Genomic DNA, 24,808 nt, shown 5'->3' on the forward strand with positions numbered 1-24,808 from the left:
GCTCAATACGCACCACCAGGGATTGCGATGGTTCGGGTAATTGGCACGGAAACACGCTCTACAAGCGGCGCAACAGGCATGCTGGGCCGCATGACGATCCATACGAATGTCCCCTCCAGGGCCCTGGGCCTGGCAATTGCGCTGCTGCTGGCACTGCTGACCAGCTTCGGCGCCGCTGCGCAGCGCGTGGAGGGCGATCGCGCCCGCGCCGAAGGCATCTATGCCACCGAAGTTCAGGTCAACGGCCAGGGCGAGGGCGAGCGCAATTCCGCCTTTGCCCGCGGGCTGGCGTCGGTGCTGGGCAAGCTGTCGGGCGATCGCGGCGCGGCCTCGCGGCCCGGCGTGGGCCAGGAGCTGCGCCAGGCCAAGACCTACGTGGAGAGCTACGACTACCGCCAGGACGAGGGCCTGGGTCCGACCGGCGCGCCGAGCTTCCGCACCACCCTGGTGATCAAGTACGACGAGGAAGCGGTCAACGAGCTCGCCGCCACGCTCGGCATCCCGGTCTGGCCGCAGCCGCGCCCCAAGCCGGTGCTGTGGCTGGCGATCGACGACGGTAGCGGCCCGCGCCTGGTCGGCCTGCCGCAGGTGAACGCGGCCCGGCCGGCGCTGAACCGCGCCACCGAGCGCGGTTACAAGCTCGGCCTGCCGACCGGCAACGCCGCCGAACAGGCGGCCGTGGGCGCGATCTGGCGTGGCGACAGCGCCGCCGTCGCCCGCGCATCGGCCCGCTACAGCCCGCCGATGCAGCTGATCGGCAAGCTTTACCGCGACACCACCGCAGGCTGGAAGGCCGACTGGACCTTCGTCGACGGTGGCAAGGTGTTGTCGAACTGGTCGCAGACCGGCACCGACCCGCGCCAGCTGATGGCCAACGGCGCCGACGGCGCCGCCGATGCGCTGATGAAGCGCTATGCCAAGCGCGTCACCGCCGGCCAGCCGGGCAGCTACCGCGTGACCTTCACCGGCATCGACAGCAGCGACGACTTCATCCGCCTTGCCGGTTACCTGCAGAAGCTGTCGGTCGTGCGCCGCATCACGCCGACGCGGGCGACGCCGCTGGGCCTGGAATACGACCTGGAACTGGTCAGCGGCCTGCCGGGCTTCAACCGGATGCTGGTGCGCGATGACGTGGTCGAGGTGATGGAAGGCCTCGAGGGACAGCCGCCGGTCTACCGGCTGCGTTGATTGAGACAAAAGGACGCCATGCAAACGCAATCACTGGACGAGATCGCGCTGTTCCTGCGCCGGCTGCAATGGACTGCGCTCGGCCTGGGCGCGTGCTGGCTGGTGTGGTTGCTGGCGCCGATCCTGTCGCCGTTCGCCTTCGCCCTGATCCTGGCCTGGCTGGGCGATCCGCTGGTCGACCGGATCGAACGTTCGGGCCGCTCGCGCAACACCGCCGTCGCGCTGGTGTTCACGATGATGGCGCTGCTGGTGCTGGCCGGGTTGCTGATCCTGGTGCCATTGCTCGAGCGCCAGATCACCACGCTGGTTGCTTCCCTGCCGAAGTATCGCGACTGGCTGATGGTGACGGCGCTGCCGTGGGTCGAACGCCGCACGGGGTTCGAGATCACCGACTCGCTCGACTTCACCCACTTCGCGCAGCTGGTCCGCGAGAACTGGGACCAGGCCGGCGGTGTCGCGACCACGATGCTGGGTTACCTGTCGCGCTCGGGTTCGGCGGTGCTGGCGATGGTCGCCAACATCGCGCTGCTGCCGGTGATCGCGTTCTTCTTCCTGCGCGACTGGGACCTGCTGGTCGACCGGGTCGCTTCGCTGGTTCCGCGCAACCACCTGCCCACGGTCGCGCGGCTGGCGCGCGAGTCGAGCGATGTGCTCGGCGCATTCCTGCGCGGCCAGTTCCTGGTGATGCTGGTGCTGGGCGTGATGTACGGCCTGGGCCTGTGGGCCGTCGGCCTGGACCTCGGAATCCTGATCGGCCTGATCGCCGGCCTGCTGACCTTCGTGCCTTACCTGGGTCCGGCCAGCGGCATCATCCTGGGCGTGATCGCGGCGCTGGTGCAGTACGGCGACTGGCAGCATGTCGCCGGCGTGCTGGCGGTATTCGGTGTGGGCCAAGTCATCGAGAGCTACGTGCTGACGCCGAAACTCGTCGGCGACCGCATCGGGCTGCACCCGGTCGCGGTGATCTTCGCCGTGCTCGCTGGCGGCCAGTTGTTCGGTTTCCTCGGCATGCTGCTGGCGCTGCCGGTGGCCGCGGTGGTCAACGTGTTGCTGCGCTACGCGCAGGAGCGCTACCGGCACAGCAAGCTGTATGTCGGTGAAAGCGCGCCCGATCCATTGGCCGATCCGCACCTGGCGCCCACGCTGGACGACAGGCAAGAGTGAGTGAGAGTTCCGGTTGTGAAAGATCCGGTGGTGAAAGATCCGGTCGTGAGAGGCCCGCAGTGAGCGTTCCGCAGTTGCCGCTGACGTTGCGTTATCCGCCTGACCAGCGACTCGACACGTTCGTGCATGCACCCGCGGGAACCGTGGAGCAGTTGCACGCGCTGGCGACGGGCGCGGCTGCCGTGCGCACCGACAATGTCTATCTCGCCGGCCCGTCGGGCGTCGGCAAGACCCATCTCTTGCTGGCGACGTGCGCGGCGACCGAAGCAGCGGGGCGCCGTGCCGCTTACCTGCCGCTGCTTGCCGCCGCCGGCCGCTTGCGCGACGCGCTGGAAGCGCTGGAAGGCAACGACCTGATCGCGATCGACGGTCTGGAAGTCATCGCCGGCAACCGCGACGATGAAGTCGCCCTGTTCGATGCGCACAACCGTGCGCGCGCTGCCGGCGTGGCGCTGGTCTATGCCGCGCGCGACATTCCCGATGCGATCGGTCTGGGCCTGCCGGACCTGCGCTCGCGCCTGGGGCAGTGCACGCGGATCACGCTGGCACCGCTGGATGACGAAGGCCGGCGCGAAGTACTGCGCCAGCGTGCGCAGCGGCGCGGGCTGGTGCTGGAGGAGGCGGCGCTGGACTGGCTGCTCAAGCGCGTCGGTCGCGACCTGGGCGGTCTGACCGCGTTGCTTGATCGCCTCGATCGCGCATCACTGGCGGCGCAGCGGCGGATCACGGTGCCGTTCCTGCGGCAGACGCTCGGAAGCTGACGCGCTAGCCGCCCAGCTGCGCATCCAGCGTAGCCAACCGCTCCGGCGTACCTACATCGGTCCAGCGATCACGGTGATGTTCACCGCTGATCAGGCCGTCGGGCATCGCCCGCTTCAGGATCGGTGCAAGCCGGAAGCGCGGCGGTTCCTCAGCGATGCCCGGTTCGGCTGCAACCGCCTCGCGCCAGTTCGCGAGCAATGCAGGCCGATAAATTCCCAGTCCCGCGTACGTCAGCAGGTTCGAACCATCGGCGCGGACATGGCCGCTGTCGTCGAGCGCGAAGTCGCCGTTGGTGGCATGGCCGGGGCGGTCGACCATCACCAGGTGGGCGAGGCCTGCCGGTTCGCGCGGCAGGCGGGCGAAGTCGTAGTCGGTCCAGATGTCGCCGTTGACCAGCAGGAACGGCTCATCACCCAGCAATGGCAGCGCATGCAGCATGCCGCCGCCGGTCTCCAGCGGCGTGGTGCCTTCGTAGGAATAGTGCAGGCGCAAACCCCAGCGGCTGCCGTCGCCCAGTGCCTGCGGGAACTGGTCCGCCAGCCAGCTGGTATTGATCACCACGTCACGCACGCCCATCGCGGCGAGCTTCTCCAGGTGCCAGACGATCAGCGGCTTGCCACCGGCGACCAGCAACGGCTTGGGCGTGTGGTTGGTCAACGGGCGCATGCGTTCGCCAAGACCGGCAGCGAATATCAACGCCTTCATGCGCGCACTCCCGCCATGGCCGGGCGGATGCGCGAATCGAGCAGGTCACGCAACGGCGACAACTCCGGATAGCGCGGCAGCACTTCGTCGAGATAGGCGATGAAGCGCGGGGCGTCGTCGATGTAGTGCGACTTGCCATCGCGATGGTGCAGGCGGGCGAAGATGCCCAGGATCTTGAGATGGCGTTGGATGCCGAGCCAGTCGGCGTCGCGGCGGAACTGCGCCAGCGGCGGCACCGGCACGCCGGCCGCGAGCGCGCGCGCGTGGTACTGCGCCAGCCATTCGTCGACGCGTGCCAGCGGCCAGCTCAGGAAGGCATCCTTGAACAGGCTGATGGCGTCATAGGCGACCGGGCCGCTGACGCAATCCTGGAAGTCGAGCACGGCAGGGCCATCGGGCACCGGCATCAGGTTGCGCGGCATGTAGTCGCGATGGGTCAGCACGCGCGCCTGTGACAAGGCGTTGTCCATCAACTGGCGCTGCACGAGTTGCAGGCGTTCGGCATCGCCGCAGTCGAGCTCGATGCCCAGGTGCCTGCGCAGGAACCACTCTTCGAACAAGCCGGCATCACGCTGCAGCAACGCCTCGCCGAACTCGCCCATGCCCGACGGAGGCGCAATCGCCTGCAGCTTCAGCAACTGCGAGATGGCCGCCGCGAAGTGCGCATCGGCGCTGTCATCGTCGATGACCTTGGCGAGGGTCGGGCCGCCGAGGTCCTCCATCAGCAGGAAGCCCGCCTCGACGTCCTCGACCAGCACCTTCGGTACACGCACGCCGCCGCCTTCGAGCAGCGTGCGCATGCGCAGCCACGGACGGACGTCCTCGAGGTCCGGCGGCGAATCCATGACGATGCGCGTGCCGGCGGCGGTGCTGGCGCGCCAATAGCTGCGGAAACCGGCGTCGACGGAGGCGCGTTGCAGCACCAGGTCGGGATCGCCGCTCGCGGCGCGCGCCCAGGCCAGACGCTCGGACTCGCGATCGGGCGCGGCGCCGTTGGGTGAGTCGGGTACTACGGGCATGCATTCTCCGGGCGGCAGGCGCCGCATGCGCACAGCGTAACGGGCCTGTGCGCGCGGGGGAATGCGGGTGAGGGCGGGGCGGCGCTTCAGGCCGCCACCGCCTCCTTGCCTTCCAGTTCGTCCAGCCACTCGTCATCCGAGCCTTCGGCCACGCCCTCGAACAGGAACGTCGACAGGTAGCGCTCGCCGGTATCGGGCAGCACCGCCAGCAGCACCGATCCTTCCGGCGCGCGCTCGGCCACCTTCAGCGCCGCCGCGACGGTGGCGCCGGCGGAAATGCCGACGAACACGCCTTCCTCCGCGGCCAGGCGCCTGGCGGTGTCGCGCGCCAGTACGTCGTCGACCGGCAGCACCTCGTCGGCGATCGTGCGACTGAGCACCTGTGGCAGGAAGTCCGGCGTCCAGCCCTGGATCTTGTGCGGCTGCCAGGTGTCGCCCGACAGCAACGCCGCACCCGCCGGTTCGCTGGCGATGATCTTCAGGTCGGGGCGCGCGAGCTTGAGTACTTCGCCGGCGCCGGTAATCGTGCCACCCGTGCCCCAGCCACTGACGAAGTAGTCCAGGCGCTTGCCGGCGAAGTCGCGCAGGATCTCCGGGCCGGTGGTGCTGCGGTGATAGGCCGGATTGGCTTCGTTCTCGAACTGGCGGGCGAGGAACCAGCCATGCTTCTGTGCCAGCTCGGCTGCGCGACGCACCATGCCGCTGCCGCGCTCGGCCGCGGGAGTGAGGATGACCTTGGCGCCATACGCGCGCATCAGCTTGCGTCGTTCCACCGAGAACGTTTCGGTCATCACCGCCACGAACGGATAGCCGCGCGCCGCCGCCACCAGCGCCAGGGCGATGCCGGTGTTGCCCGAGGTCGCCTCCACGATCGTCTGCCCGGGTTTGAGCAGGCCCTTGCGCTCGGCGTCGAGCACGATCGCCAGCGCGAGACGATCCTTCACCGAGCCGCCGGGATTGAACGACTCGACCTTGGCGTAGAGCGTGACGTGCGCCGGCGCGATGCGGTGGAGGCGGACGATGGGCGTGCTGCCGATGGTGTCGAGGATGCTGTCGTACAGGGCCATGGGTTTGCTCCAGTGAAATCAGAAGGGATGGCGGGGCGCAGGAGTCAGGCCGCCAATGCCAGCGCCGTGTCGCCGAGAGGCGCTTGTCCGAACCAGTGCAGCTTTCCCGCCAGCGCGGCGACTTCGCCGATGATCAGCAGTGCCGGCGACTGCACTTCGTAGTGCCGTGCCCGCTCGGCCAGGTCGGCCAGCGTGCCTGTCACCACGCGCTGCTCCGGCCGCGAGCCGTTCTCGACCAGTGCGAACGGTGTCGACGAAGCGCGGCCGTGCGCGATCAGGCGGTCGCGCAGGCCATCCAGGCCCGCCACGCCCATGTAGACCGCCAACGTCTGGCGTTCCAGCGCGAGCGATTGCCAGTCGAGCGTGTCGAGCGATTCCTTGCAGTGCGCGGTGACCAGTCGCACCGACTGCGCATGCTCGCGGTGGGTCAGCGGCACACCGGCATAGGCCGCGCATGCCAGCGCCGCGGTGATGCCAGGCACGACTTCGAAGTCGATGCCGTCGGCTTGCAGCACTTCGAGTTCTTCGCCTCCGCGCCCGAACACGAAGGGATCACCGCCCTTGAGCCGCACGACGCGCTTGCCGGCGCGCGCATGCTCCAGCATCAGCGCATGGATCTGCTGCTGGGTGGTGTGGTGGTTGCCGGCCTGCTTGCCCACTTCGATCCGCTGCGCATCGCGGCGCACCAATTGCAGGACCTCCTTGCTGACCAGGCGGTCGTGCAGGATCACGTCGGCCTCGTTGAGCACGCGCAGTGCGCGCAGCGTCAGCAGTCCCGGATCGCCGGGGCCTGCGCCGACCAGTGCGACCGATCCGCGTGAACCAGGTTCATTGCTTTCGCTCAACGCCGCGCTGAACTCGCGTTCGGCCGCCAACTTGCGCCGCTGACGCAGCAGGCCCGGCAGCGGGCCGGCCAGCAGGCGTTCGAAGAATCGTCGGCGCTGGCCCAGTTGCGGGAACCGTGCGCGGATGCGTGAGCGCTCGCGGCCGAGAAGCTCGGCCAACTCACCGACGGATTCGTCGAGTTCCGATTCCAGCTTCTCGCGCAGGTGGCGGGCGAGCATCGGCGCGCCGCCGCCGCTGGAAATGGCCACCTGCAGCGGGCCACGTTCGATCCGCGCCGGGATCTGCACGCTGGACGCATCGGCATCGTCGACCACGTTCACCCAGATGCGCCTGGCATTGCCGGCCTCGGCGACAGCGCGGTTGACGGCGTCGTCGTCGGTCGCCGCGATGGCCAGCCAGGCGCCATCGAGCCAGTACGCCTGGAAGGGGCCGGCAAGGTGCTCGATCCGGCCCTCGGCGACATGGCGGGCGAGGGCGTCGTTCAGGGTGGGGGCGCCGAGACGGACCCGCCCACCGGCCTCGAGCAGGGCCTCGGCCTTGCGCTGGGCCACCGTACCGCCGCCGACCACCAGCACATCACGGCCGCGCAGGTCGGCAAATACGGGAAACAGTGGACTGGCCATGGTGTCGAATGCGGGACGGGGCGGCGATACCGTGAACCTACCCACGCCCCCGCGGTGGCGGAAATGACGCCGTCCTCTGGCGGTATGTCATTTCGGAATGATGGCCGCGGTGCTGGACAGCGGGTCCGCGCCGCGGTAGTTTCTTTCCATCCCTTTATTCGCATCGAGCGATATATAGCCGCTCCGCCATGACCCTCACCCAGCTGCGCTACCTCGTTGCCATCGCCGACTCCGGGCTCAACATCACCCTGGCGGCCGAGCGCGTGCATGCGACCCAGCCGGGCCTGTCCAAGCAGCTCAAGCAACTGGAGGACGAGCTCGGATTCCAGCTGTTCACGCGCAAGGGCCGCAGCCTGGAAGCGATCGCTCCGGCCGGCGAGCGCGTGCTGATGCACGCCCGTCGCATCCTCGAGGAAGCCAGCAACATTCGCGCCTACGCCGCCAACGAGCGCGGCCAGCACAGCGGCCGCCTGGTCCTCGCCACCACGCACACCCAGGCGCGCTTCGTGCTGCCGGAAGTGATTGCGTCGGTGAAGCGCGAGTTTCCGCAGGTCAGCGTGCACCTGCAGGCGGCCGCCGATGGCGAAGTGCTCGAGCAGCTTGCGCGTGGCGAAGCCGACCTGGCCGTCATCAGCACCGCCGGCAGCGAACCCGAAGGTGGCGTAGCGGTGCCGTTGTTCCGCTGGCGCCGCGTCGTGCTGGTGCCGTTGACGCATCCGCTGGCGAAACTGGATCGCGCGCCGACGCTGGCAGAACTGGCCGCGCATCCGTTGATCAGCTACGAATCTTCGACCAAGCCCGAATCCTCGCTGCATCGCACCTTCGCCGCCGCCGGACTCGAGCCGCAGCTGGCGATGACCGCGCGCGATGCCGACCTGATCAAGACCTACGTGCGTGCCGGCCTCGGCGTTGGCGTGCTGGCGGAGATGGCGGTGGGCGTGCGCGACACCGACCTGAAGGCGTTGCCGGCGCCGGACGCATTGCCCGAATGCATCACCTGGGCCGTGATCCCCCGTGCGCGGGTGCTGCGTGAGTACGCATTGGCGCTGATGCACGGCATTGCGCCGCAACTGGACCGTCGCGACCTGCGGCGTGTGCTGGAAGGCAACCTGGAACCAAGCTGGCCGCAGGCGCCGGCATGGCGCGAGCTGAGTCAGCCGATCACGACCTGATCGCCGCCGTTATCCCGGCGAGCGCCGGGATCCATCCTGACGTTGCAGCTGCTCAAGCCGCATTCGACTCGCTGTCGAAATGCAGCCCGCACTCACGCTTCAGGCCGAAAAAACGCGTGTCCTCCTCATTCATTCCGGCCTCCAGCGGTCGCGTGGTGTGGATGTCGCCGATCGACACGTAACCCTGGTGCCAGAGCGGGTGGTAGGGCAGGTCGTGCTGCTGCAGGTACTGCCAGACTTCGCGATCGCCCCAGTCGGCGATCGGATGCAGCTTCCAGCGGCCGTCACGCAGTTCGAGGAAGTCGATGTTGGCGCGCGTACGCGCCTGGCTGCGGCGCAGTCCGGCGATCCAGGTGCGCACGCCCAGCTCATTGAGCGCGCGCTGCATCGGCTCGACCTTGCGCATGCGGTTGTAGCGTTCGATGCCGTCCAGTCCGCCTTCCCACAACTTGCCCAGACGCGCCTCCATCCAGGCGATGCCGATCTGCGGCCGATAGACCTTCAAGTTCAGGCCAAGGCGCTCGCTGAGCTGGTCGACGAAGCGGTAGGTCTCCGGGAACAGGTAGCCGGTGTCGATCAGGATCACCGGCATGTCCGGTTGCTGCTGCGTGGCAAGGTGCAGCGATACGGCTGCCTGCGCGCCGAAGCTCGACGACAGCGCGTGCGTTCCGGCCGTGTTCTCCAGCGCCCACGCAACGCGATCGGGTGCGCTGAGCTGGCCCAGCCAGTGGTTGAGTTCCGCCAGCGCCTGCGGCGATTCGGCGGCGGTAATCGGATCGGGAGGCGTGCTCATGCAGCGTTCTCACTACGCAGATGCAACGAAATCGGGGGCCTGGGTGGTGCAATCACGGCCGTGCGGACGAGGAAGTCACCGAAGCCTTCGTCGGTGAGTCGCTCGCCGGCATAGCGCGCAAACAGGGGATCGAGCTCGGCGAGGATCTGTGCCTCGGCGATGTTTTCGCGGTACAGGGTGTTCAGACGCTGGCCGCGATGATCGGCGCCAAGCATCAGGTTGTAGCGACCCGGTGCCTTGCCGACCAGCGCGATCTCGCCCAGGTACGGACGCGAGCAGCCGTTGGGGCAGCCACTGATGCGCAGATGGATCGGCGCGTCGTGCAGGCCGTGGCCGTCCAGCAGTGCCTGCACTTTCCCGGTCAGTTCCGGCAGATAGCGCTCGGCCTCGGCCATGGCCAGGCCGCAGGTCGGCAGCGCGACGCAGGCCAGCGCATTTCGCTGCAACGGGCTCGCGGTGCGGTAACCGTCCAGCCCGTACTGCGTTGCCAGCGCGTCGATGCGCGTGCGCAGGTCGGCGGGAACGCCGGCGATCACCAGGTTCTGGTTCGGCGTGAGGCGGAACTCCGCCGCATTGGCCGCCTCGTCCAGCACGCGCGCGATCTCGCGCAGGCCACTGAGGTGGAGGATGCCTTCGTGGTCCCAGATGCGCCCGGCCACGGTCCGCAGCGTCAGGTGCGCAAGGCCCTCATCGCCTTCGATCCAGCCGAAGCGATCGCCGTTGTGGACGAACGAGAACGCGCGTGCCGGCAGCAGGCTGAACCCGGCGCGTCGTTCGACCTCGGCCTTGAACCAGTCCAGGCCATGGTCATCGATGGTGTACTTCAGGCGCGCGCGCTTGCGCACGTTGCGATTGCCGAAGTCGCGCTGCGCTGTGACCACGGCCTCGCCGACGGCGATGACCTGGTCGGGCGAGACGAAGCCGATCACATCGCCCAGGCGCGGATACGTCTCCGGGTCGCCGTGCGTCGCTCCCATGCCACCGCCGACGCTGACGTTGTAGCCGGCGAGGGCGCCGTCATCGTCGAGGATGGCGATGAAGCCCAGGTCCTGCGCGAACACGTCGACGTCGTTGTAGGGCGGGATCGCGAAACCGATCTTGAACTTGCGCGGCAGGTAGGTCGGGCCATAGACCGGCTCGTCCTCGCTGCCGCTGCCCGCCACGCGTTCCTCGTCCAGCCAGATCTCGTAGTAGGCGCGGGTGTTCGGCAGCAGGTGTTCGGACAATGCCGCCGCCTGTGCATGCACCGCCGCATGCGCCTGCGACAGCAACGGATTGGCGGCAACGGCGACGTTGCGGTTGACGTCGCCGCAAGCGGCGAGGGTGTCGATCAGCGCGGCGCTGATCGCCTGCATGGTCGGCTTCAGCTCGGTCTTGATCACGCCGTGGAACTGGAATGCCTGGCGCGTGGTGATGCGCAGGCCGCGTTCGGCGAAGCGCGTGGCGACCGTGTCGAGCTTGAGCCACTGCGCCGGCGTGACAACGCCACCGGGCGTGCGCGTGCGGATCATGAAGCTGTAGGCCGGCTCGAGCTTGGCGACGCGGCGCTCCTCGCGGATGTCGCGATCGTCCTGCTGGTAGCTGCCGTGGTACTTGATCAGCGTCTGGTCGTCGTCGGCGAGCGCGCCGGTGACCGGATTGGCGAGCGACGCCAGCAGCGTCCCGCGCAGGCGGGCGCTTTCGTGCTTGATGTCCTCGACCGAGTGGTTGCTCATCGGTTCATGCCTTCAGTACACATCCCGTGCGTAGCGGCCCTGCTGCTGCAGGTCGTTGAGGTAGTCGTTGGCGTCGTCCGCGGACTTGCCGCCGTGTTCGGCGATGGCTTCGAGCAGTGCGGCGTGCACATCACGGGCCATGCGCGTGGCATCGCCGCAGACGTAGACGTGCGCACCGGCCTCGAGCCAGGCGAACAGTTCGCGGCCGTGCTCGCGCAGGCGGTGCTGGACGTAGACCTTGCGTTCCTGGTCGCGCGAGAAGGCCAGGTCGAGGCGGTGCAGACGACCGTCCTTGAGTGCCTGCTGCCACTCGACCTGGTAGAGGAAATCGGTGCGGAAGTGCGGGTTGCCGAACAGCAGCCAGTTTCGGCCCGGCGCGTCGATCGCCGCGCGTTCCTGCAGGAAGCCGCGGAACGGCGCGACGCCGGTGCCGGGGCCGATCATGATGACGTCGCGCGACGCGTCGGCAGGAAGGCGGAAGCGCTCGTTGTGCTCGATGAACACCGGCAGCCGCGCGCCCTCGGCGCTGGCGGCAAGCTGGTGCGATGCCGCGCCCCAGCGCGTGCCGTGGCCGTTGTCGTACTCGACATGGGCGACGGTGAGGTGGACCTCGTCGCCAACCTGCTTCTGGCTGGACGCAATCGAGTACAGGCGCGGCGTCAGCGGACGCAACGCCGCAACCAGTTCTTCGCCAGTCCAGTCGGCGCGGTACTGCGTCAGCAGGTCGATCACCTGCTGCTCGGCAAGCAGGCGGCTCAGCTGCACCTGCTGGCCCGGCGCCAGCAGGCCATTGAGTTCGTCATTGCGCGCCTGCGCGGCGAGCGTGGCAACAAACGGACGCGCCAGCTGGGTCAGTTCGCGCTTGTCGGTCAGCCAGGTCCGCAGCGGCAACTGCTGGCCGCCGGCGCTGACCTGATCGTTGCCGTCGAGTTGCAGCGTGGCCAGCACCGCATCGACCAGCGCAGGCGGGTTCGACGGCCACAGTCCGACCGCATCGCCGGGCTCGTAGTGCAGGCCCGAACCTTCCAGCGACAGCTCGATGTGGCGCACGTCCTTGTCGGGGCCGGGACGACCGACGCTGCTGGCGCGCGTGACCAGGCGCTGGTTGAGCAGAAGTTCGGCCGCAAAAGGGGCGTCGCGGCCATGCGCCGGAGTTGCCGGCAGCGGTCGCAGCGGCGTCACTGTCGCCAGTGGCGCGGTCGGCTTCAGCGCTTCCTTGGCCTTGGCCAGCGCCTGCGCCAGCCACGGGGTGGCGATCGTCTCGATGTCGAGGTCGGCATCGCCGCGCGGCAGCAGGCGGGTCGCGCCGAGTTCGGCCAGGCGCTCGTCGAGCTTCTGCCCGATGGCGCAGAACTGCGGGTAGCTGGAGTCGCCGAGGGCGAGCACGGCATAGCGCAGCTGCTTGAGCTGCGGTGCGCGCTTGCCGGCAATGAACTCGACCAGCGCACGGGCATCGTCCGGCGGATCGCCGTCGCCCTGGGTGCTGATGACCAGGTAGAGGTTGCGTTCGTCCTTCAGTTCGCGGGTCGGGTAGGCGTCCGCGCGCAGCAGGCGGACGGCCAGTCCGGCGGCCTCGGACTGGCGGGCGAGCTGCTCGGCCAGGCGCTTGGCGTTGCCGGTCTGGCTGCCGTAGACGATGGTCAGGCGCCCCGCCGCCTGGGCCTCGGCGACCGGGTGGGCAGTCGCGGCCGCCGTCCCGGCGGAGCGACTGGCCAGCCCAGCGGCGTAGCCCGACAGCCACCACAGGCCGCTCGCATCGAGACCGTCGGTGACGCGCGCGAGCGCCGCCAGCCGATCCTCGGGAAGGGGAGAACCGAGGGAGCTGCTGGCAAGCGGGCTTGAAGGTGAAGCCGACATCGGCACGTGACTGGGCGGCGGGGACCATTGCAGGCTAGGCCCCGCCGTCGTCCATATGAAAGGACGTTGGGTAATGCGCTCATGCCGGGGGCTTATTTCCGGGGCGGGCCTCCGCCGCTCCTACAATGTGGTCAGATAGCCGCGACCGTCGATAGCCGGTAGCTCCCGGCCCTGACGCCCGCCACCAACTTGCTGACGATGACCCTGCCTGTCGACCTGAGCCACCTCGATCGCCTCGAAGCCGAGAGCATCCACATCCTGCGCGAGGTCGCGGCCGAGTTCCGCAACCCGGTGCTGCTGTACTCGATCGGCAAGGACAGTTCGGTGCTGCTGCACCTGCTGCTGAAGGCGTTCGCGCCGGCGCGCAAGCCGCCGATCCCGCTGCTGCACGTCGACACCGGCTGGAAGTTCCGCGAGATGATCGCCTTCCGCGACCGTCGCGCCGGTGAAACCGGCGTCGAGCTGCGGGTGCACACCAATCCCGAAGGCGTGGCGCAGGGCATCGGCCCGATCAGCCACGGTGCCACCGTGCACACCGACGTGATGAAGACCCAGGCACTGAAGCAGGCGCTCGACCTGCACGGCTTCGACGCGGCCATCGGTGGCGCCCGTCGCGACGAGGAAAAATCGCGCGCGAAGGAACGCATCTTCTCCTTCCGCAACGACCAGCACCGCTGGGACCCGAAGAGCCAGCGTCCGGAACTGTGGAGCCTGTACAACACCCGCATCCACAAGGGCGAGTCGGTGCGCGTGTTCCCGCTGTCGAACTGGACCGAGCTCGACATCTGGCTCTACATCTATCGCGAGCGGATTCCCGTGCCGTCGCTGTACTTCGCCGCGCAGCGGCCGGTGGTCGAGCGCGACGGCGCCTGGATCCTCGTCGATGACGAGCGCCTGCCATTGCGCGAGGGCGAGTCGGCGCAGCTGCGCCAGGTGCGCTTCCGCACGCTGGGCTGCTATCCGCTGACCGGCGCAATCGAATCGCAGGCCGATACGCTGGAGAAGATCATCGCCGAGATGCTGGTCGCCACGACTTCCGAGCGCCAGGGCCGGGTGATCGATCACGATCCGACCGCGTCGATGGAGAAGAAGAAGCAGGAGGGGTATTTCTGATGGGCGCTCCGACCACCACCTCCGAAACCGCCGCCTCCGAGGTCGCCGCCTACCTGCAGCGCCACGAAACCAAGGGCCTGCTGCGCTTCATCACCTGCGGCAGCGTCGACGACGGCAAGAGCACGCTGATCGGGCGCCTGCTGTTCGAAAGCCGCGCGCTGTTCGACGACCAGCTGTCGGCGCTGGAGTCCGACAGCCGCCGCCACGGCACGCGCAACGGCGAGATCGACTACGCGCTGCTGCTCGACGGACTGTCGGCCGAGCGCGAGCAGGGCATCACGATTGATGTTGCCTACCGTTTCTTCAGCACCGACAAGCGCAAGTTCATCGTCGCCGACTGCCCGGGCCACGAGCAGTACACGCGCAACATGGCCACCGGCGCGTCCACGGCGGATGTGGCCGTGGTGCTGGTGGATGCTCGCAAGGGACTGCTCGCGCAGACGCGCCGGCACAGCTATATCGCCTCGCTGCTGGGCATCCGCCACGTGCTGCTGGCGGTGAACAAGATGGACCTGGTCGGCTTCGACTTCGCCGTGTTCGACGAGATCGTCGCCGGCTACCGCGAGCTTGCCGCGCAGCTCGGCATCGCCCACGTGCAGGCGGTGCCGCTGTCGGCGCTGCAGGGCGACAACCTGATGCAGCGCTCGGCGAATACACCGTGGTACGACGGTCCGAGCGTGCTCGAGTACCTGGAGAACGTCGACGCGACCCGCGGCGCTTCCGGCATCGGCTTCCGCTTGCCGGTGCAGTGGGTCAACCGTCCCGACCAGGATTTCCGCGGCTTTGCCGGCACCGTTGCCGCAGGTTCGGTGAAACCGGGCGACGACATCGTGGTGCTGCCTTCGGGTCGGCGTTCGAAGGTCGCGCGGATCGTCACTGCCGGCGGCGACCTCGACCTGGCCGGCGAAGGCCAGGCCGTGACGCTGACGCTGCAGGACGAACTGGACATCAGCCGCGGCGACGTCATCGCCGACGCGCATAAGCCGCCGCAGGTGTCCGACCAGTTCGCCGCGCACATGCTGTGGATGGGCGACCAGGCGCTGCTGCCGGGCCGGCCGTACTGGTTGAAGATCGGCACGCGCACGGTCAGCGCCAGCGTCACCGAGATCAAGCACAAGATCGACGTGAACACCCAAGAGCCGCTCGCCGCCAAGCACCTTGAGCTCAACGAAGTCGGTTACTGCAATCTCTACCTCGATCAGCCGGTGCCGTTCGAGGCGTATGCCGACAGCCGCACACTGGGCGGCTTCATCCTGATCGACCGCCAGAGCAACGCCACCGTTGCCGCCGGCACGCTCGAGTTCGCGCTGCGCCGTGCCGGCAACATCCACTGGCAGCACCTGGACGTCGACAAGACCGCGCGCGCCCGCATCAAGGGCCAGAAGCCGCGCGTGCTGTGGTTCACCGGTCTGTCGGGGTCGGGCAAGTCGACCATCGCCAACCTGGTCGACAAACGCCTGCACGGGTTGGGCTACCACACCTTCATCCTCGACGGCGACAACGTCCGCCACGGTCTCAACAAGGACCTGGGCTTCACCGACGAGGACCGCGTGGAGAACATCCGCCGCGTCGCGGAGGTGGCCAAGCTGATGGCCGACGCGGGATTGATCGTGCTGGTCAGCTTCATCTCGCCGTTCCGAGCGGAACGGCGCATGGCGCGCGAGTTGTTCGCTCCCGGCGAGTTCGTCGAGGTGTTCATCGATACGCCGCTGGCGGTGGCCGAGGAGCGCGATGTCAAGGGTCTGTACGCAAAGGCGCGCGCCGGCCAGCTGCGCAACTTCACCGGCATCGACTCGCCTTACGAGATCCCGGAGGCGGCCGAGCTTCAGCTCGATACCGTCAGCGACCCGGCCGAACACCTGGCGCAACGGGTCATCGACTTCCTGCTGGACTGAGGGTTCGTCGCAGGCAAACAAAAACCCCGGCCTTGGCCGGGGTTCTTGTCTTGGCTCGGGCAATCACGCCGTCGGTTTGGCTGTCTTGCTGCGGATGAACTCGTAGACAAAGAGCAGGACTACCGCGCAGATGATCGAGATCAGGAAGCCGATGAATCCGCCGCCGGCATAGAGCAGGCTGCCGATGTAGGCGCCGGCGATGCCGAGCAGGATGGTGAGGATCCAACCCATCGGGTCGGCACCGGGTTTGAAGAAACGCGCCAGGATTCCAATAACCGCACCAATGATGATCGTATAGACGATGCTGCCCATATCGCTCCCTCCTGAGTGGTTGGGTGACGCGAGCGCATCCTAGCACCGGGCCCCGGTGCGCAATCCCTCCCCCCTGGCGGGGAGGGACACGCCGCCTATGGCGGCCAGAGGGGAAGGGGAGGGCGAGGCCCTCAGCAGCAACCGTGGTCGCCGCGCTCCTGCCCACCGGCCACCGCCGCCACGCCGGTGGTCTCGCCGCGCTGGCTGGCCAGGTGATGCTCGGCGATCACGCGCGAGACGCAGGCGGTGACGCGCTTGCCCATCGGGATGTGCAGGAATTCGTTGGGGCCGTGCGCATTGCTGTGCGGGCCGAGCACGCCGGTGATCATGAACTGCGCGCCCGGGAACTTCTCGCCGAGCATGCCCATGAAGGGAATCGATCCGCCTTCGCCCATGTACATCGCCGGCTGGCCGAAGAAGTCACGGCTGGAGGCATCGATGGCCTTGGTCAGCCACGGTGACTGCGCCGGAGCATTCCAGCCGCTCGACGACTTCTCCAGGTCGAGGGTGACCTGGGCGCCGTTGGGCGGGTTGCTGAGCAGGACTTCCTTGAGCAGCTCGCCGGCGCGCTTGCCGTCCAGGGTCGGCGGCAGGCGCAGCGACAGCTTCACCGAGGTGTGCGGGCGCAGCACGTTGCCGGCCGAAGCCAGCGGCGGCATGCCGTCGACACCGGTGACCGACAGCGCCGGCCGCCAGGTGCGGTTGAGCACCAGCTCGGTCAGGTCATCGGCCATGGGCTTCATGCCCGGCAGCAACGGGAACTTGTCGAAGATCGCCGTATCCAGCACCTTCGCCGCCTCGCGCGCCTGCGCCATGCGCTCGGCCGGCACTTCGACGAACAGGTCTTCGATGCGGATCTTGCCGGTGTTCTCGTCTTCCAGGCGCGAGAGCAGCTGGCGCAGCAGGCGGAAGCTCGACGGCACGATGCCGGAGGCGTCGCCGGAGTGGACGCCTTCGCTGAGCACCTTGACGGTGAAGTTGCCGCCGGCCAGGCCGCGCAGCGAGGTCGTGCACCACAGCTGGTCGTAGTTGCCGCAGCCCGAGTCCAGGCACACCACCAACGACGGCTTGCCGATGCGGCCAGCAAGGTGGTCGACGTAGGCGGGCAGGTCGTAGCTGCCCGATTCCTCGCAGGCCTCGATCAGGATCACGCAGCGCGAGTGCGGCAGCTGCTGTTCCTGCAGGGCCAGCACGGCGGTCAGCGAGCCGAAGATCGCATAGCCGTCGTCGGCGCCGCCGCGGCCATAGAGCCGGTCGCCCTTGATGACCGGGGACCACGGGCCGAACTCGGGATCCCAGCCGGTCATCTCCGGCTGTTTGTCGAGGTGGCCGTAGAGCAGCACGCAGTCGTCGTTGCTGCCGCCGTTGCTTGCCGGCACTTCGATGAAGATCAGCGGCGTGCGGCCTTCCAGGCGCACCACCTCGACCTTCATGCCGGGGATCGGCTGCGCCTTGGCCCAGCGCTCCATCAGCGTGACCGCGTCCTCCATGTAGCCATGCTTGACCCAGTCGGCGTCGAACATCGGCGACTTGTTCGGGATGCGGATGTACTCGACGAGCTGGGGAACGATCTCGTCATCCCATTTGTCGGCGACGAAACGGTCGACCTTGCTGGTGTCCATGAAGGGGCCTCGGAGCAGGGGAAGGTATAGGGGAAGGAACACGGGAAAGACGCCAGTTTACGCCTCCCGGGCGGCCGATCCGATGCGCATTGGGGCCGCTTGGCCGCGATCTGGCGGGTCTGGCTGCCGATTTGCCGCAGACCGTAGGCCTATCCCCACCGCCAGTAGCGGCGTGCGCCGGGCAGGCCGCGAAGGCCGTGGCGATAGGCCGGGCCGGTGCCCGCGCCGAGACTTGGTGCCCGCGTTGTCCCCAGCCAGGGGCCGACGCGGCAGGAACGGAATCAAAAACCAACCCAAGGAGCCACACCGTGAAATCAACCGGATGGAGGGGCGTACCGCTGCTGCTGACGCTGTTGTTGGCAGCCGCGGTCAACGCCGCCGAGAAGGTCAACATCAACACCGCCGATGCCGCGACCATCGATCGCGTCATGGTGAACATCGGGCCGGGCAAGGCGGAGGCGATCGTGGCCTACCGCAAGGCGAACGGTCCATTCCGCAGCGCCGAGCAGCTGGCACTGGTCAAGGGCGTGGGCCTGAAGACGGTCGAGAAGAACCTTGACCGCATTGTCTTCACCGGCGGCGCCGCTCCTGCGAAGGTCGCGGCAACGAAGCCGGCTGCGACCGGCAAGCCTGCAACCAGGCCCGTCGCCAAGCCTGCCGCACCTGCCAGGGCAGCCAGCCGCTGAAGTCTCCTGCCGCCACCGACTGCGCGGCGACGGCAGGCGAACCGGCACGGATGCCCGAAGGGAGTCAGGGGAGTATCCCGGGACAGGAAGTACTGCCACTCCGCTGCAACGGACTGCGACGGGGTGGCGCCTTGCCAGGTGGCAGCCGCCGCTAGACTATCGGCCACGAGACTCCGCACAGGCGACCTCACTGGTGATGGCACCCGAACGCAGCAGCCGGTCCTGGGTAATCCCGGCCAACGAATACCGCCGCGAGCGCTGGCGCAACCAGATGGGCTGGACGCGCGAGATCCTCGCCCACGTTCCCGTCGCCGGCGCACCCTGGGACTGGCGCCTTTCAATCGCCGAGATCGAGAGTGACGCTCCGTTCTCCGCGTTTCCCGGAATCGACCGCGAGCTGGTCCTGCTGGCCGGCAACGGCCTGCGCCTGCGCTTCGACGATGGCGAAGTGAAGGAACTGCTGCCACCGCACGATCGGATGCGGTTTGCCGGCGAGCGCGGCGTGACCGGCGAGCTTGTCGATGGGCTCACCCACGACTTCAACCTGATGTGGCGCCGCGACCGCGTGCGCGCGAATCTGTGGCACCGCCCGCTGGTCGGGCCGATGGTGTTGTTCGCCGATCCGGAAAGCACTTGGATCGTGCACCTGATCGCAGGGCAGGCGCGGTTCGCCGATGACTCCGGCCTGCCGCCGTTGGCGGCGCAGGACACCGCGATCATCGCCGCCGGGTCGCAGCGCGTGCGGCATGTCCTCGATGGCGGCGGCGAAGTCCTGCTGATCCGGATCGAACCGCTGCCCTGAGGCTTGGGTTCTAGTAGACGTCGCGGCAATAGCGACCGGAAGCGGCCATGGTTTCCAGCACGTCGAGCCCGACCGCTTCGCGCAGCACCGCATCGACGTCCGGCGCCATGCCTTCGAGGCTGCCGCAGACGTAGACCGATGCTCCTTGCGCAATCCACGTGCGCAATTCCTCGATCCGCTCGCGCAATAGATGCTGCACGTAGGTTCGCCGGGATGGGTCATCACGCGAGAAGGCGAGATCGAGTTCCTGCAGGCGCCCTTCGAGCAGCCAGCCTTCGATCTCGTCGCGATAGTGGAAGTCGTGCCCGGCCTGGCGCTCGCCGAACAGCAGCCAGTTGCGATGGTGGCCCGCGGCGATGCGTGACTTGAGCAGTGCACGCAGCCCGGCCAGGCCCGTGCCGTTGCCGATCAACACCACCGGGCGATCGTCGGCCGGCGGATGGAAGGACGTATTGCGGCGGATGCGCACGTCGATGCGCGCGCCCGGCTCGGCGTGGGCGGTCAGCCAGCCGCTGCCGCTGCCGAGGCGACCGTCCGGGTGGCGCATCTGGCGCACGAGCAGTTGCAGGCTGCCGTCGCCAGGCAATGAGGCGATCGAGTATTCGCGGTGCGGCAATGGCTGCAGGCTGTCCGCCACGGTCTGTGCACCCTGGCCCAGCACATCGTGCGGGGATGGAAGCCGTGACCGCGCCAGCACCGTCGACAGTGGCTCGACCGAATCGCCAGACTTGACCGCAACGTTGCCATCGAGCCGGCAGTTGGCCAGCCAGTCGGCGACTGCATCGTCAGGATGACGCGGACCGATCTCGGCGATGTCGCCCGCGGTCCAGTCAAGGTGGGCGGCGTCCTGCGGCACCAGTGCGACGTGGTAGGCGGGACCGCCAACACTGCCCTCGTTCAACCAGCGGCGTTCGGCCAGGCGCCACGACTGGTAGGCCGGTGCACTCCAGTCGGCGAAGTCGGCACGGCCACTGAGCTGCCCGAGTCGATGCTGCCAATGACGCAGTGCGCCCGCGTCGCCGGCGTCGACATCGATGCGATCGAACAGCGGCTTGGCCCCATGGTGGTGCAACCACTGGTCGAGGCGACGGCCGAAACCGCAGAACTGGTCGTAGGCGCGATCGCCCAACGCCAGCACCGCGTATTCCAATCCTTCCAGCGTGATCGACTGGTCGAGCACATGGCGGGTGAAACCGAGCACGTGGTCCGGCGGGTCGCCTTCGCCGGTGGTGCTCGCGATGAACAGCGCGCGTCGATGGCTGCGCAGCACGTCGGCATCGACGCGATGCAGCGGCAGCGCACGCACCGCCATGCCCGCCGCGCGCAGCGCCTCGACCGTGTGTTCGGCCAATTGCTGGGCAAACCCGGTCTGGCTGGCCCAGGCCAGCAGGACCGCATCGGCGCCGCTGTCGCCGTCGCCGGTCGATGCCGACCGTGCCTGTGTTCTCGCGCTGGAAACAATCGCCGCGCATAGCCCGAGGTATGCCAGCACCACCAGCGCGGCGAGCAACCAGCTGCCGAGGCGTGGCGATGCCAGCCACCATGCATCGGTCTGCCACCGGCCGAATGCGAGCGCAAGTACCAGCAGGCCAGCCAGCACCAGTGCGTTGCCAAGCCATGCCCGGCGATTGGAGACAACCGCACTCATGCCTGCAGCAACTCCGCGAACGCCGGTGTCATGCGCTCGTCCTGGCCTCCGCTGGCGGACACGACGAATCGCGCTGCCAGATCGTGCCTGCACGCGAATGCGTGACCATCTTCTGCGCCCATCACCGTCAGCGCCGTGGCCCAGCCGTCGGCGAGCATGGCGCTGGCGGCGGCCACGGTAACCGCGGCCGGGGCGCCCAGTGCCGGGCGACCACTGCGCGGGTCGATGGTATGGCTGTAGCGCTGGCCGTCGCGTTCGACACGGTGCCAACGATCGCCCGAAGTCGCCACGGCCAGCCCGTCCAGATCGATCACGCGCGCCTGGTTGTCGTCATCCTCGTCGCCGGAACAGGCCTCGACGATCACGCGCCACGGCGTTCCATCGGGCTTGCGGCCGCGTCCGTACAGCTCGCCACCGACTTCGACCAGTGCGCTGTCGATGCCGTCGGACTGCAACTGCGCGGCCACCGCATCGACGGCGAAGCCCTTGGCGATCGCGCACAGATCCAGCTGCGTACCGCCCGGCTGCAATACACGGCGCGTCTGCGCGTCGACGACCAGGCGCTGCCAGCCGACCGAGTCGAGCACGTCCGCCGGCACGTCCTGCGGCATGTCACGGCGACCGGAGGGACCGAAGCCCCAGGCATCGGCGATGGCGCCAACGGTCGGGTCGTACGCGCCGTCGCTGGCGCGTGCGATATCGAGCGCACATGTCAGCACCGTCCAGAAGTCGTCGCGCAGCGGGTGCCAGCTTCCGGCCGCGGCGGCATTGAAGCGGCTCAGGTCGGAGTGGGCGGTCCAGTTGCTCATCTGTGCGATCACGTCATCCAGTCGTGCCTGGATGCGTGAGTGCAACGCGTGCAGGTCGGTGTGCGGGCGCGCGACCAGCTTCACCGACCAGGTGGTTCCCATGGTGGCGCCGCCGAGGATGTCGACGGCACCACGATCGTTGCCTGCAGCTTGCATCGCGCTTGCTTCTTCGTCCTGCGTCGTCGCCTTACTGCGGCAGCACTTCCAGCGTGGCGACGTAACCGATGCGACGCTGCTTGGCCTGCGGCACCGTCGTCTTCTTGTCCTCGCTGGTGGCTTCCAGCCAGTACATGCCGGCTTCCGGCCAGGTCACGGTGAACTCGCCCTTCGCGTCGGTCTTGACCTTGATCTCGTCCTGCGCGTTGCGGTAACGCGTGTTGCCGCGGACGATCTCGACATCGATGCCGGCCGCCGGCTTGCCGTCGACCTGCATGCGGAACTTCGCTTCGTCACCGGCGAACAGGTCGTTGGGATGCGTCACCGGCACCAGCTCCAGGCCCTTGCCGCTGGGCTTGAGCGCGGTGTCGTTGGGCGAGCCGTTGGTGACGAAGGTTTCCACGCGGCTGATCGACTGCGAGACCTGCAGGTTCTTCGCGCCCTTGGGCACTTCGGTGGCGAACGCCGCGGCAGTGCCGCGCCAGCGCTTGGGCTTGCCGTCTTCGTCCCACTGGCCGACCACGTAGTCGTTGAGCACGCCGATCTTGTAGGTGCCGGTCTGCTTGAGCTCGACGTCGAACACCGTGCGGTACTTGCCGGTGGCGCTGTTCTGCGCGGCGACCTGGCTGCCGTCGGGCGCGGTGATGGCGAGGTTGTCGGTCTTCAGCGGCACATGGTTGAAGTAGAACAGGTCGTTGGACACCGCTGCATCGACGGTCACCCACGGGTTGTTGCCGGCGAGCACCGTCTGCGACGGCTGCAGCCATGCCTTGTGGGCCTGCGCGGCCAGCGGCAGGGAAAGTGCGAGTGCGAGTGCGGCGAACTTGAGGGTCTGCTTCATGGGGAACACTCCAGCGGATCGAATGGGGGTGGTGACTGCGCGCGGCTCAGTGGGCAATCAGGGCTTGCTGGCCAGCGTGACCAGGCCGAGCTCGCTGCTGCCCTGCGCGCTGCCGTCGCTGGCGCCGCGCCACTTGAACGGAATCTTGAGAAGTTCGCGCCCGCCGACTTCGCGTGCGGCTTCCACCACCAGCGTGTAATCGCCAGCCGGCAGCGAGGCCAGCTCGGGGTGGCGATCGGTGAACTGCAACGCGTGCTTGCCGACCGGACGGGTCGGACCGGTGACGCCGTCGACCGGCACCTTCAGGGTGCGGCCGCTGCGCCGCCACCACTGGCGCAGGTCCGGCAGCCACTTGGTGCCGGCGCCTTCATTGGTCGCCTTCTGCTGGTACCAGACAGCGAGATTGGCGGCCGCCTTCTGATCCGGTCCCTCGACCCAGATCGCCACGTACGGCCGGTGGTACTCGGCGACGTTGAGCTGCGGGATCTGCAGGTTGAGGTTGATCTCCGCCGAATAGGCAGGCAGGGCGAGCAGGCCGCTCAGCGCAATGGTCAGTTGGACACGCATGGGATCTCCGGGGGAGGCGGTGTGACGGTCGAATCAGTGGATGAAAAGCAATGCCAGCAGCAGCGGCACCACCAGGCCCAGCACCACGTAGGGCCAGGTCGAAGGCCGCTGGCGCGCGTGCATCTGCAGCAGGAACAGGCCGGTGATGCAGAACACCAGGCAGGCGATGGCGAAGATGTCGATGAACCAGCGCCATGCGGCGCCGGCGTTGCGACCCTTGTGCAGGTCGTTGAGGTAAGCGATCCAGCCGCGCGAGGTGCGCTCGTATTCGACCGCGCCGGTAGCGCGATCGATGCTCAACCAGGCATCGCCGCCGGGACGCGGCAGCGACAGGTAGACCTCCTGCTCCGACCATTCCGCCGGCTGCTCGCCGATGGCAACCGGCAGCACGTCGTTGAGCCAGTCGCTGACGCTGCCAGGCAACGGCGCGCTGCCTTCCTCGCGCTTGCCCAGCGCCTTCAACATCGAAGCCGGCATGTCGACCGTGCGGTTGAGCGTCTGCGGCTTGGCCTCGATGACGCTGGAGTGATTCAGGGTGATGCCGGTGACGGAGAACAGCAGCATCGCCACCAGGCACACCGCCGAGCTGATCCAGTGCCACTGGTGCAGCGTGCGCAGCCAGAAGCCGCGGCGCTGCTGGCGTGCGGCGATGTCGGGCGCGGCGGAGGAGGCGCTCATCGTCTCAGGTCTCTGCCCAGCGCCGCAGCAGGTTGTGGTAGACGCCGGTCAGCTGCACGAGGGCAGGGTGATCGGGAACGTCCTGGGTCAGGCGCCGGATCGATACGTCCAGGTCGAACATCAGCCGGCGCTGCGCGTCCTCGCGCAGCAGGCTCTGGATCCAGAAGAACGAGGCGATGCGCTCGCCACGCGTCACGGGCGTGACCCGGTGCAGGCTCGTGCCCGGGTAGAGCACCATGTCGCCGGCACGCAACTTCACCTGCTGCACGCCGTAGGTGTCCTCGATGATCAGTTCGCCGCCGTCATAGTCTTCCGGCGCGCTGAGGAAGAGCGTGGCCGACAGGTCGGTGCGGACCGGTTCGGCGCCACCGCTGCTGCGGTCGTAGCGCACCGCGTTGTCGACGTGGAAGCCGAACGACTGGCCACCGCTGTAGCGGTTGAACAACGGCGGGTAGATCCGCTGCGGCAGCGCCGCGGAGAAGAACGTCGAGTTGCGTGCCAGCGCTTCCAGCACCAGCGCGCCGAGTTCGCGCGCGACCGGATCGTTCTCCGGCAACTGCGTGTTGTCCTTGGCCTGCGCCGACTGGTAGCCGGCGGTGATGCGACCGTCGGCCCAGCCGGCCTGCGCCAGCCGTGCGCGGCAATGCGCGACCTGATCGGCGGTGAGGACTTGCGGGACCTGCAGCAACATCGGCTAGCTCCTTCAATGCGACCGCCCGGCCAGGGCCGGGCGGCGCGGCGGACCCGTGAGGGCGGCCCCGTCAGGGC

General features: G+C 68.2%; 23 protein-coding genes. 8 read left to right on the forward strand and 15 right to left on the reverse strand.

The features are described from left to right. Nucleotides 1–90 precede the first annotated feature (90 nt). Genes HIV01_RS00285 through hda form a run of 3 tightly spaced genes read left to right on the forward strand, consistent with a single transcriptional unit; the run spans nt 91 to nt 3,113 of the window. Nucleotides 91–1,188 (forward strand): DUF2066 domain-containing protein, encoded by a 1,098-nt coding sequence (locus HIV01_RS00285; RefSeq protein ID WP_200604301.1) that lies wholly within the window; start codon nt 91–93, stop codon nt 1,186–1,188. An 18-nt stretch (nt 1,189–1,206) separates the two neighbouring features. Then, on the forward strand, nt 1,207–2,352 hold the full coding sequence (locus tag HIV01_RS00290; protein WP_200604302.1) for an AI-2E family transporter: 1,146 nt from the start codon (nt 1,207–1,209) through the stop codon (nt 2,350–2,352). Nucleotides 2,353–2,411: 59 nt separating this feature from the next. Continuing rightward, nucleotides 2,412–3,113, forward strand: a complete 702-nt coding sequence (gene hda, locus HIV01_RS00295; protein ID WP_200604303.1) for a DnaA regulatory inactivator Hda — start codon at nt 2,412–2,414, stop codon at nt 3,111–3,113. A 4-nt stretch (nt 3,114–3,117) separates the two neighbouring features. Here the strand turns inward: hda and murU are convergent, their stop codons facing one another. The 4 genes from murU to cysG all read right to left on the reverse strand — a co-directional run bounded on the left by murU (nt 3,118) and on the right by cysG (nt 7,374). After that, the gene (gene murU / locus HIV01_RS00300) at nt 3,118–3,819 is read right to left on the reverse strand and encodes an N-acetylmuramate alpha-1-phosphate uridylyltransferase MurU (RefSeq protein ID WP_200604304.1); all 702 of its coding nucleotides are present in this window, start codon (nt 3,817–3,819) and stop codon (nt 3,118–3,120) included. Beyond that, on the reverse strand, nt 3,816–4,838 hold the full coding sequence (locus tag HIV01_RS00305) for an aminoglycoside phosphotransferase family protein (protein WP_200604305.1): 1,023 nt from the start codon (nt 4,836–4,838) through the stop codon (nt 3,816–3,818). The genes murU and HIV01_RS00305 overlap by 4 nt, the downstream gene beginning before the upstream one ends. A gap of 86 nt (nt 4,839–4,924) precedes the next feature. Next, the gene (gene cysK / locus HIV01_RS00310) at nt 4,925–5,905 is read right to left on the reverse strand and encodes a cysteine synthase A (RefSeq protein WP_200604306.1); all 981 of its coding nucleotides are present in this window, start codon (nt 5,903–5,905) and stop codon (nt 4,925–4,927) included. A 44-nt stretch (nt 5,906–5,949) separates the two neighbouring features. After that, entirely contained in the window at nt 5,950–7,374 is a 1,425-nt protein-coding gene (gene cysG, locus HIV01_RS00315) for a siroheme synthase CysG (protein WP_200604307.1), read from the reverse strand. Nucleotides 7,375–7,562: 188 nt separating this feature from the next. Here cysG and HIV01_RS00320 point away from each other — a divergent pair, with 188 nt between their 5' ends. Then, nucleotides 7,563–8,546 (forward strand): LysR family transcriptional regulator, encoded by a 984-nt coding sequence (locus tag HIV01_RS00320; protein WP_200604308.1) that lies wholly within the window; start codon nt 7,563–7,565, stop codon nt 8,544–8,546. A gap of 52 nt (nt 8,547–8,598) precedes the next feature. Here HIV01_RS00320 and HIV01_RS00325 read toward each other — a convergent pair whose 3' ends face one another. From HIV01_RS00325 to HIV01_RS00335, 3 genes are read right to left on the reverse strand one after another with little or no spacing between them, the layout of a single operon-like run. Then, entirely contained in the window at nt 8,599–9,339 is a 741-nt protein-coding gene (locus HIV01_RS00325) for a phosphoadenylyl-sulfate reductase (RefSeq protein ID WP_200604309.1), read from the reverse strand. Further along, the gene (gene cysI, locus HIV01_RS00330; RefSeq protein ID WP_200604310.1) at nt 9,336–11,054 is read right to left on the reverse strand and encodes an assimilatory sulfite reductase (NADPH) hemoprotein subunit; all 1,719 of its coding nucleotides are present in this window, start codon (nt 11,052–11,054) and stop codon (nt 9,336–9,338) included. Before cysI ends, HIV01_RS00325 begins: the two co-directional genes overlap by 4 nt. A gap of 12 nt (nt 11,055–11,066) precedes the next feature. Further along, entirely contained in the window at nt 11,067–12,911 is a 1,845-nt protein-coding gene (locus HIV01_RS00335; RefSeq protein ID WP_200604311.1) for an assimilatory sulfite reductase (NADPH) flavoprotein subunit, read from the reverse strand. 198 nt (nt 12,912–13,109) lie between these two features. Here HIV01_RS00335 and cysD point away from each other — a divergent pair, with 198 nt between their 5' ends. Next, a complete protein-coding gene (gene cysD / locus HIV01_RS00340) occupies nt 13,110–14,024 on the forward strand; it encodes a sulfate adenylyltransferase subunit CysD (protein WP_200604312.1) in 915 nt (304 codons plus the stop codon). Further along, nucleotides 14,024–15,919 (forward strand): sulfate adenylyltransferase subunit CysN, encoded by a 1,896-nt coding sequence (cysN, locus tag HIV01_RS00345; RefSeq protein WP_200604313.1) that lies wholly within the window; start codon nt 14,024–14,026, stop codon nt 15,917–15,919. Before cysD ends, cysN begins: the two co-directional genes overlap by 1 nt. Nucleotides 15,920–15,982: 63 nt before the next feature. Here the strand turns inward: cysN and HIV01_RS00350 are convergent, their stop codons facing one another. Then, a complete protein-coding gene (locus tag HIV01_RS00350) occupies nt 15,983–16,231 on the reverse strand; it encodes a GlsB/YeaQ/YmgE family stress response membrane protein (RefSeq protein ID WP_200604314.1) in 249 nt (82 codons plus the stop codon). 131 nt (nt 16,232–16,362) lie between these two features. After that, nucleotides 16,363–17,853, reverse strand: a complete 1,491-nt coding sequence (locus HIV01_RS00355; RefSeq protein ID WP_200604315.1) for a M20 family metallopeptidase — start codon at nt 17,851–17,853, stop codon at nt 16,363–16,365. 308 nt (nt 17,854–18,161) lie between these two features. Between HIV01_RS00355 and HIV01_RS00360 the strand changes: the two genes are divergently transcribed. Together HIV01_RS00360 and HIV01_RS00365 are read left to right on the forward strand one after the other, a co-directional pair. Continuing rightward, on the forward strand, nt 18,162–18,539 hold the full coding sequence (locus HIV01_RS00360; protein WP_200604316.1) for a ComEA family DNA-binding protein: 378 nt from the start codon (nt 18,162–18,164) through the stop codon (nt 18,537–18,539). A 196-nt stretch (nt 18,540–18,735) separates the two neighbouring features. After that, the gene (locus tag HIV01_RS00365) at nt 18,736–19,341 is read left to right on the forward strand and encodes a HutD/Ves family protein (RefSeq protein ID WP_200604317.1); all 606 of its coding nucleotides are present in this window, start codon (nt 18,736–18,738) and stop codon (nt 19,339–19,341) included. Nucleotides 19,342–19,351: 10 nt separating this feature from the next. Here HIV01_RS00365 and HIV01_RS00370 read toward each other — a convergent pair whose 3' ends face one another. From HIV01_RS00370 to HIV01_RS00395, 6 genes are read right to left on the reverse strand one after another with little or no spacing between them, the layout of a single operon-like run. After that, nucleotides 19,352–20,989 (reverse strand): sulfite reductase subunit alpha, encoded by a 1,638-nt coding sequence (locus HIV01_RS00370; RefSeq protein WP_200604318.1) that lies wholly within the window; start codon nt 20,987–20,989, stop codon nt 19,352–19,354. After that, on the reverse strand, nt 20,986–21,954 hold the full coding sequence (locus tag HIV01_RS00375) for an FAD:protein FMN transferase (RefSeq protein WP_200604319.1): 969 nt from the start codon (nt 21,952–21,954) through the stop codon (nt 20,986–20,988). The genes HIV01_RS00370 and HIV01_RS00375 overlap by 4 nt, the downstream gene beginning before the upstream one ends. A 31-nt stretch (nt 21,955–21,985) precedes the next feature. Then, nucleotides 21,986–22,795 (reverse strand): DUF4198 domain-containing protein, encoded by an 810-nt coding sequence (locus HIV01_RS00380; protein WP_200604320.1) that lies wholly within the window; start codon nt 22,793–22,795, stop codon nt 21,986–21,988. Between the two features lie 57 nt (nt 22,796–22,852). Continuing rightward, a complete protein-coding gene (locus tag HIV01_RS00385; RefSeq protein ID WP_200604321.1) occupies nt 22,853–23,362 on the reverse strand; it encodes a DUF2271 domain-containing protein in 510 nt (169 codons plus the stop codon). A gap of 33 nt (nt 23,363–23,395) precedes the next feature. Beyond that, nucleotides 23,396–24,040: a PepSY-associated TM helix domain-containing protein gene (locus tag HIV01_RS00390; protein ID WP_200604322.1), complete on the reverse strand. Its 645-nt coding sequence runs from the start codon at nt 24,038–24,040 to the stop codon at nt 23,396–23,398. Between the two features lie 4 nt (nt 24,041–24,044). After that, nucleotides 24,045–24,731, reverse strand: coding sequence for a Fe2+-dependent dioxygenase (locus HIV01_RS00395; protein WP_200604323.1), 687 nt, complete (start codon nt 24,729–24,731; stop codon nt 24,045–24,047). Nucleotides 24,732–24,808: the final 77 nt, after the last annotated feature.

It is taken from the genome of Lysobacter arenosi, from assembly GCF_016613475.2.
Taxonomy (GTDB): domain Bacteria; phylum Pseudomonadota; class Gammaproteobacteria; order Xanthomonadales; family Xanthomonadaceae; genus Lysobacter_J; species Lysobacter_J arenosi.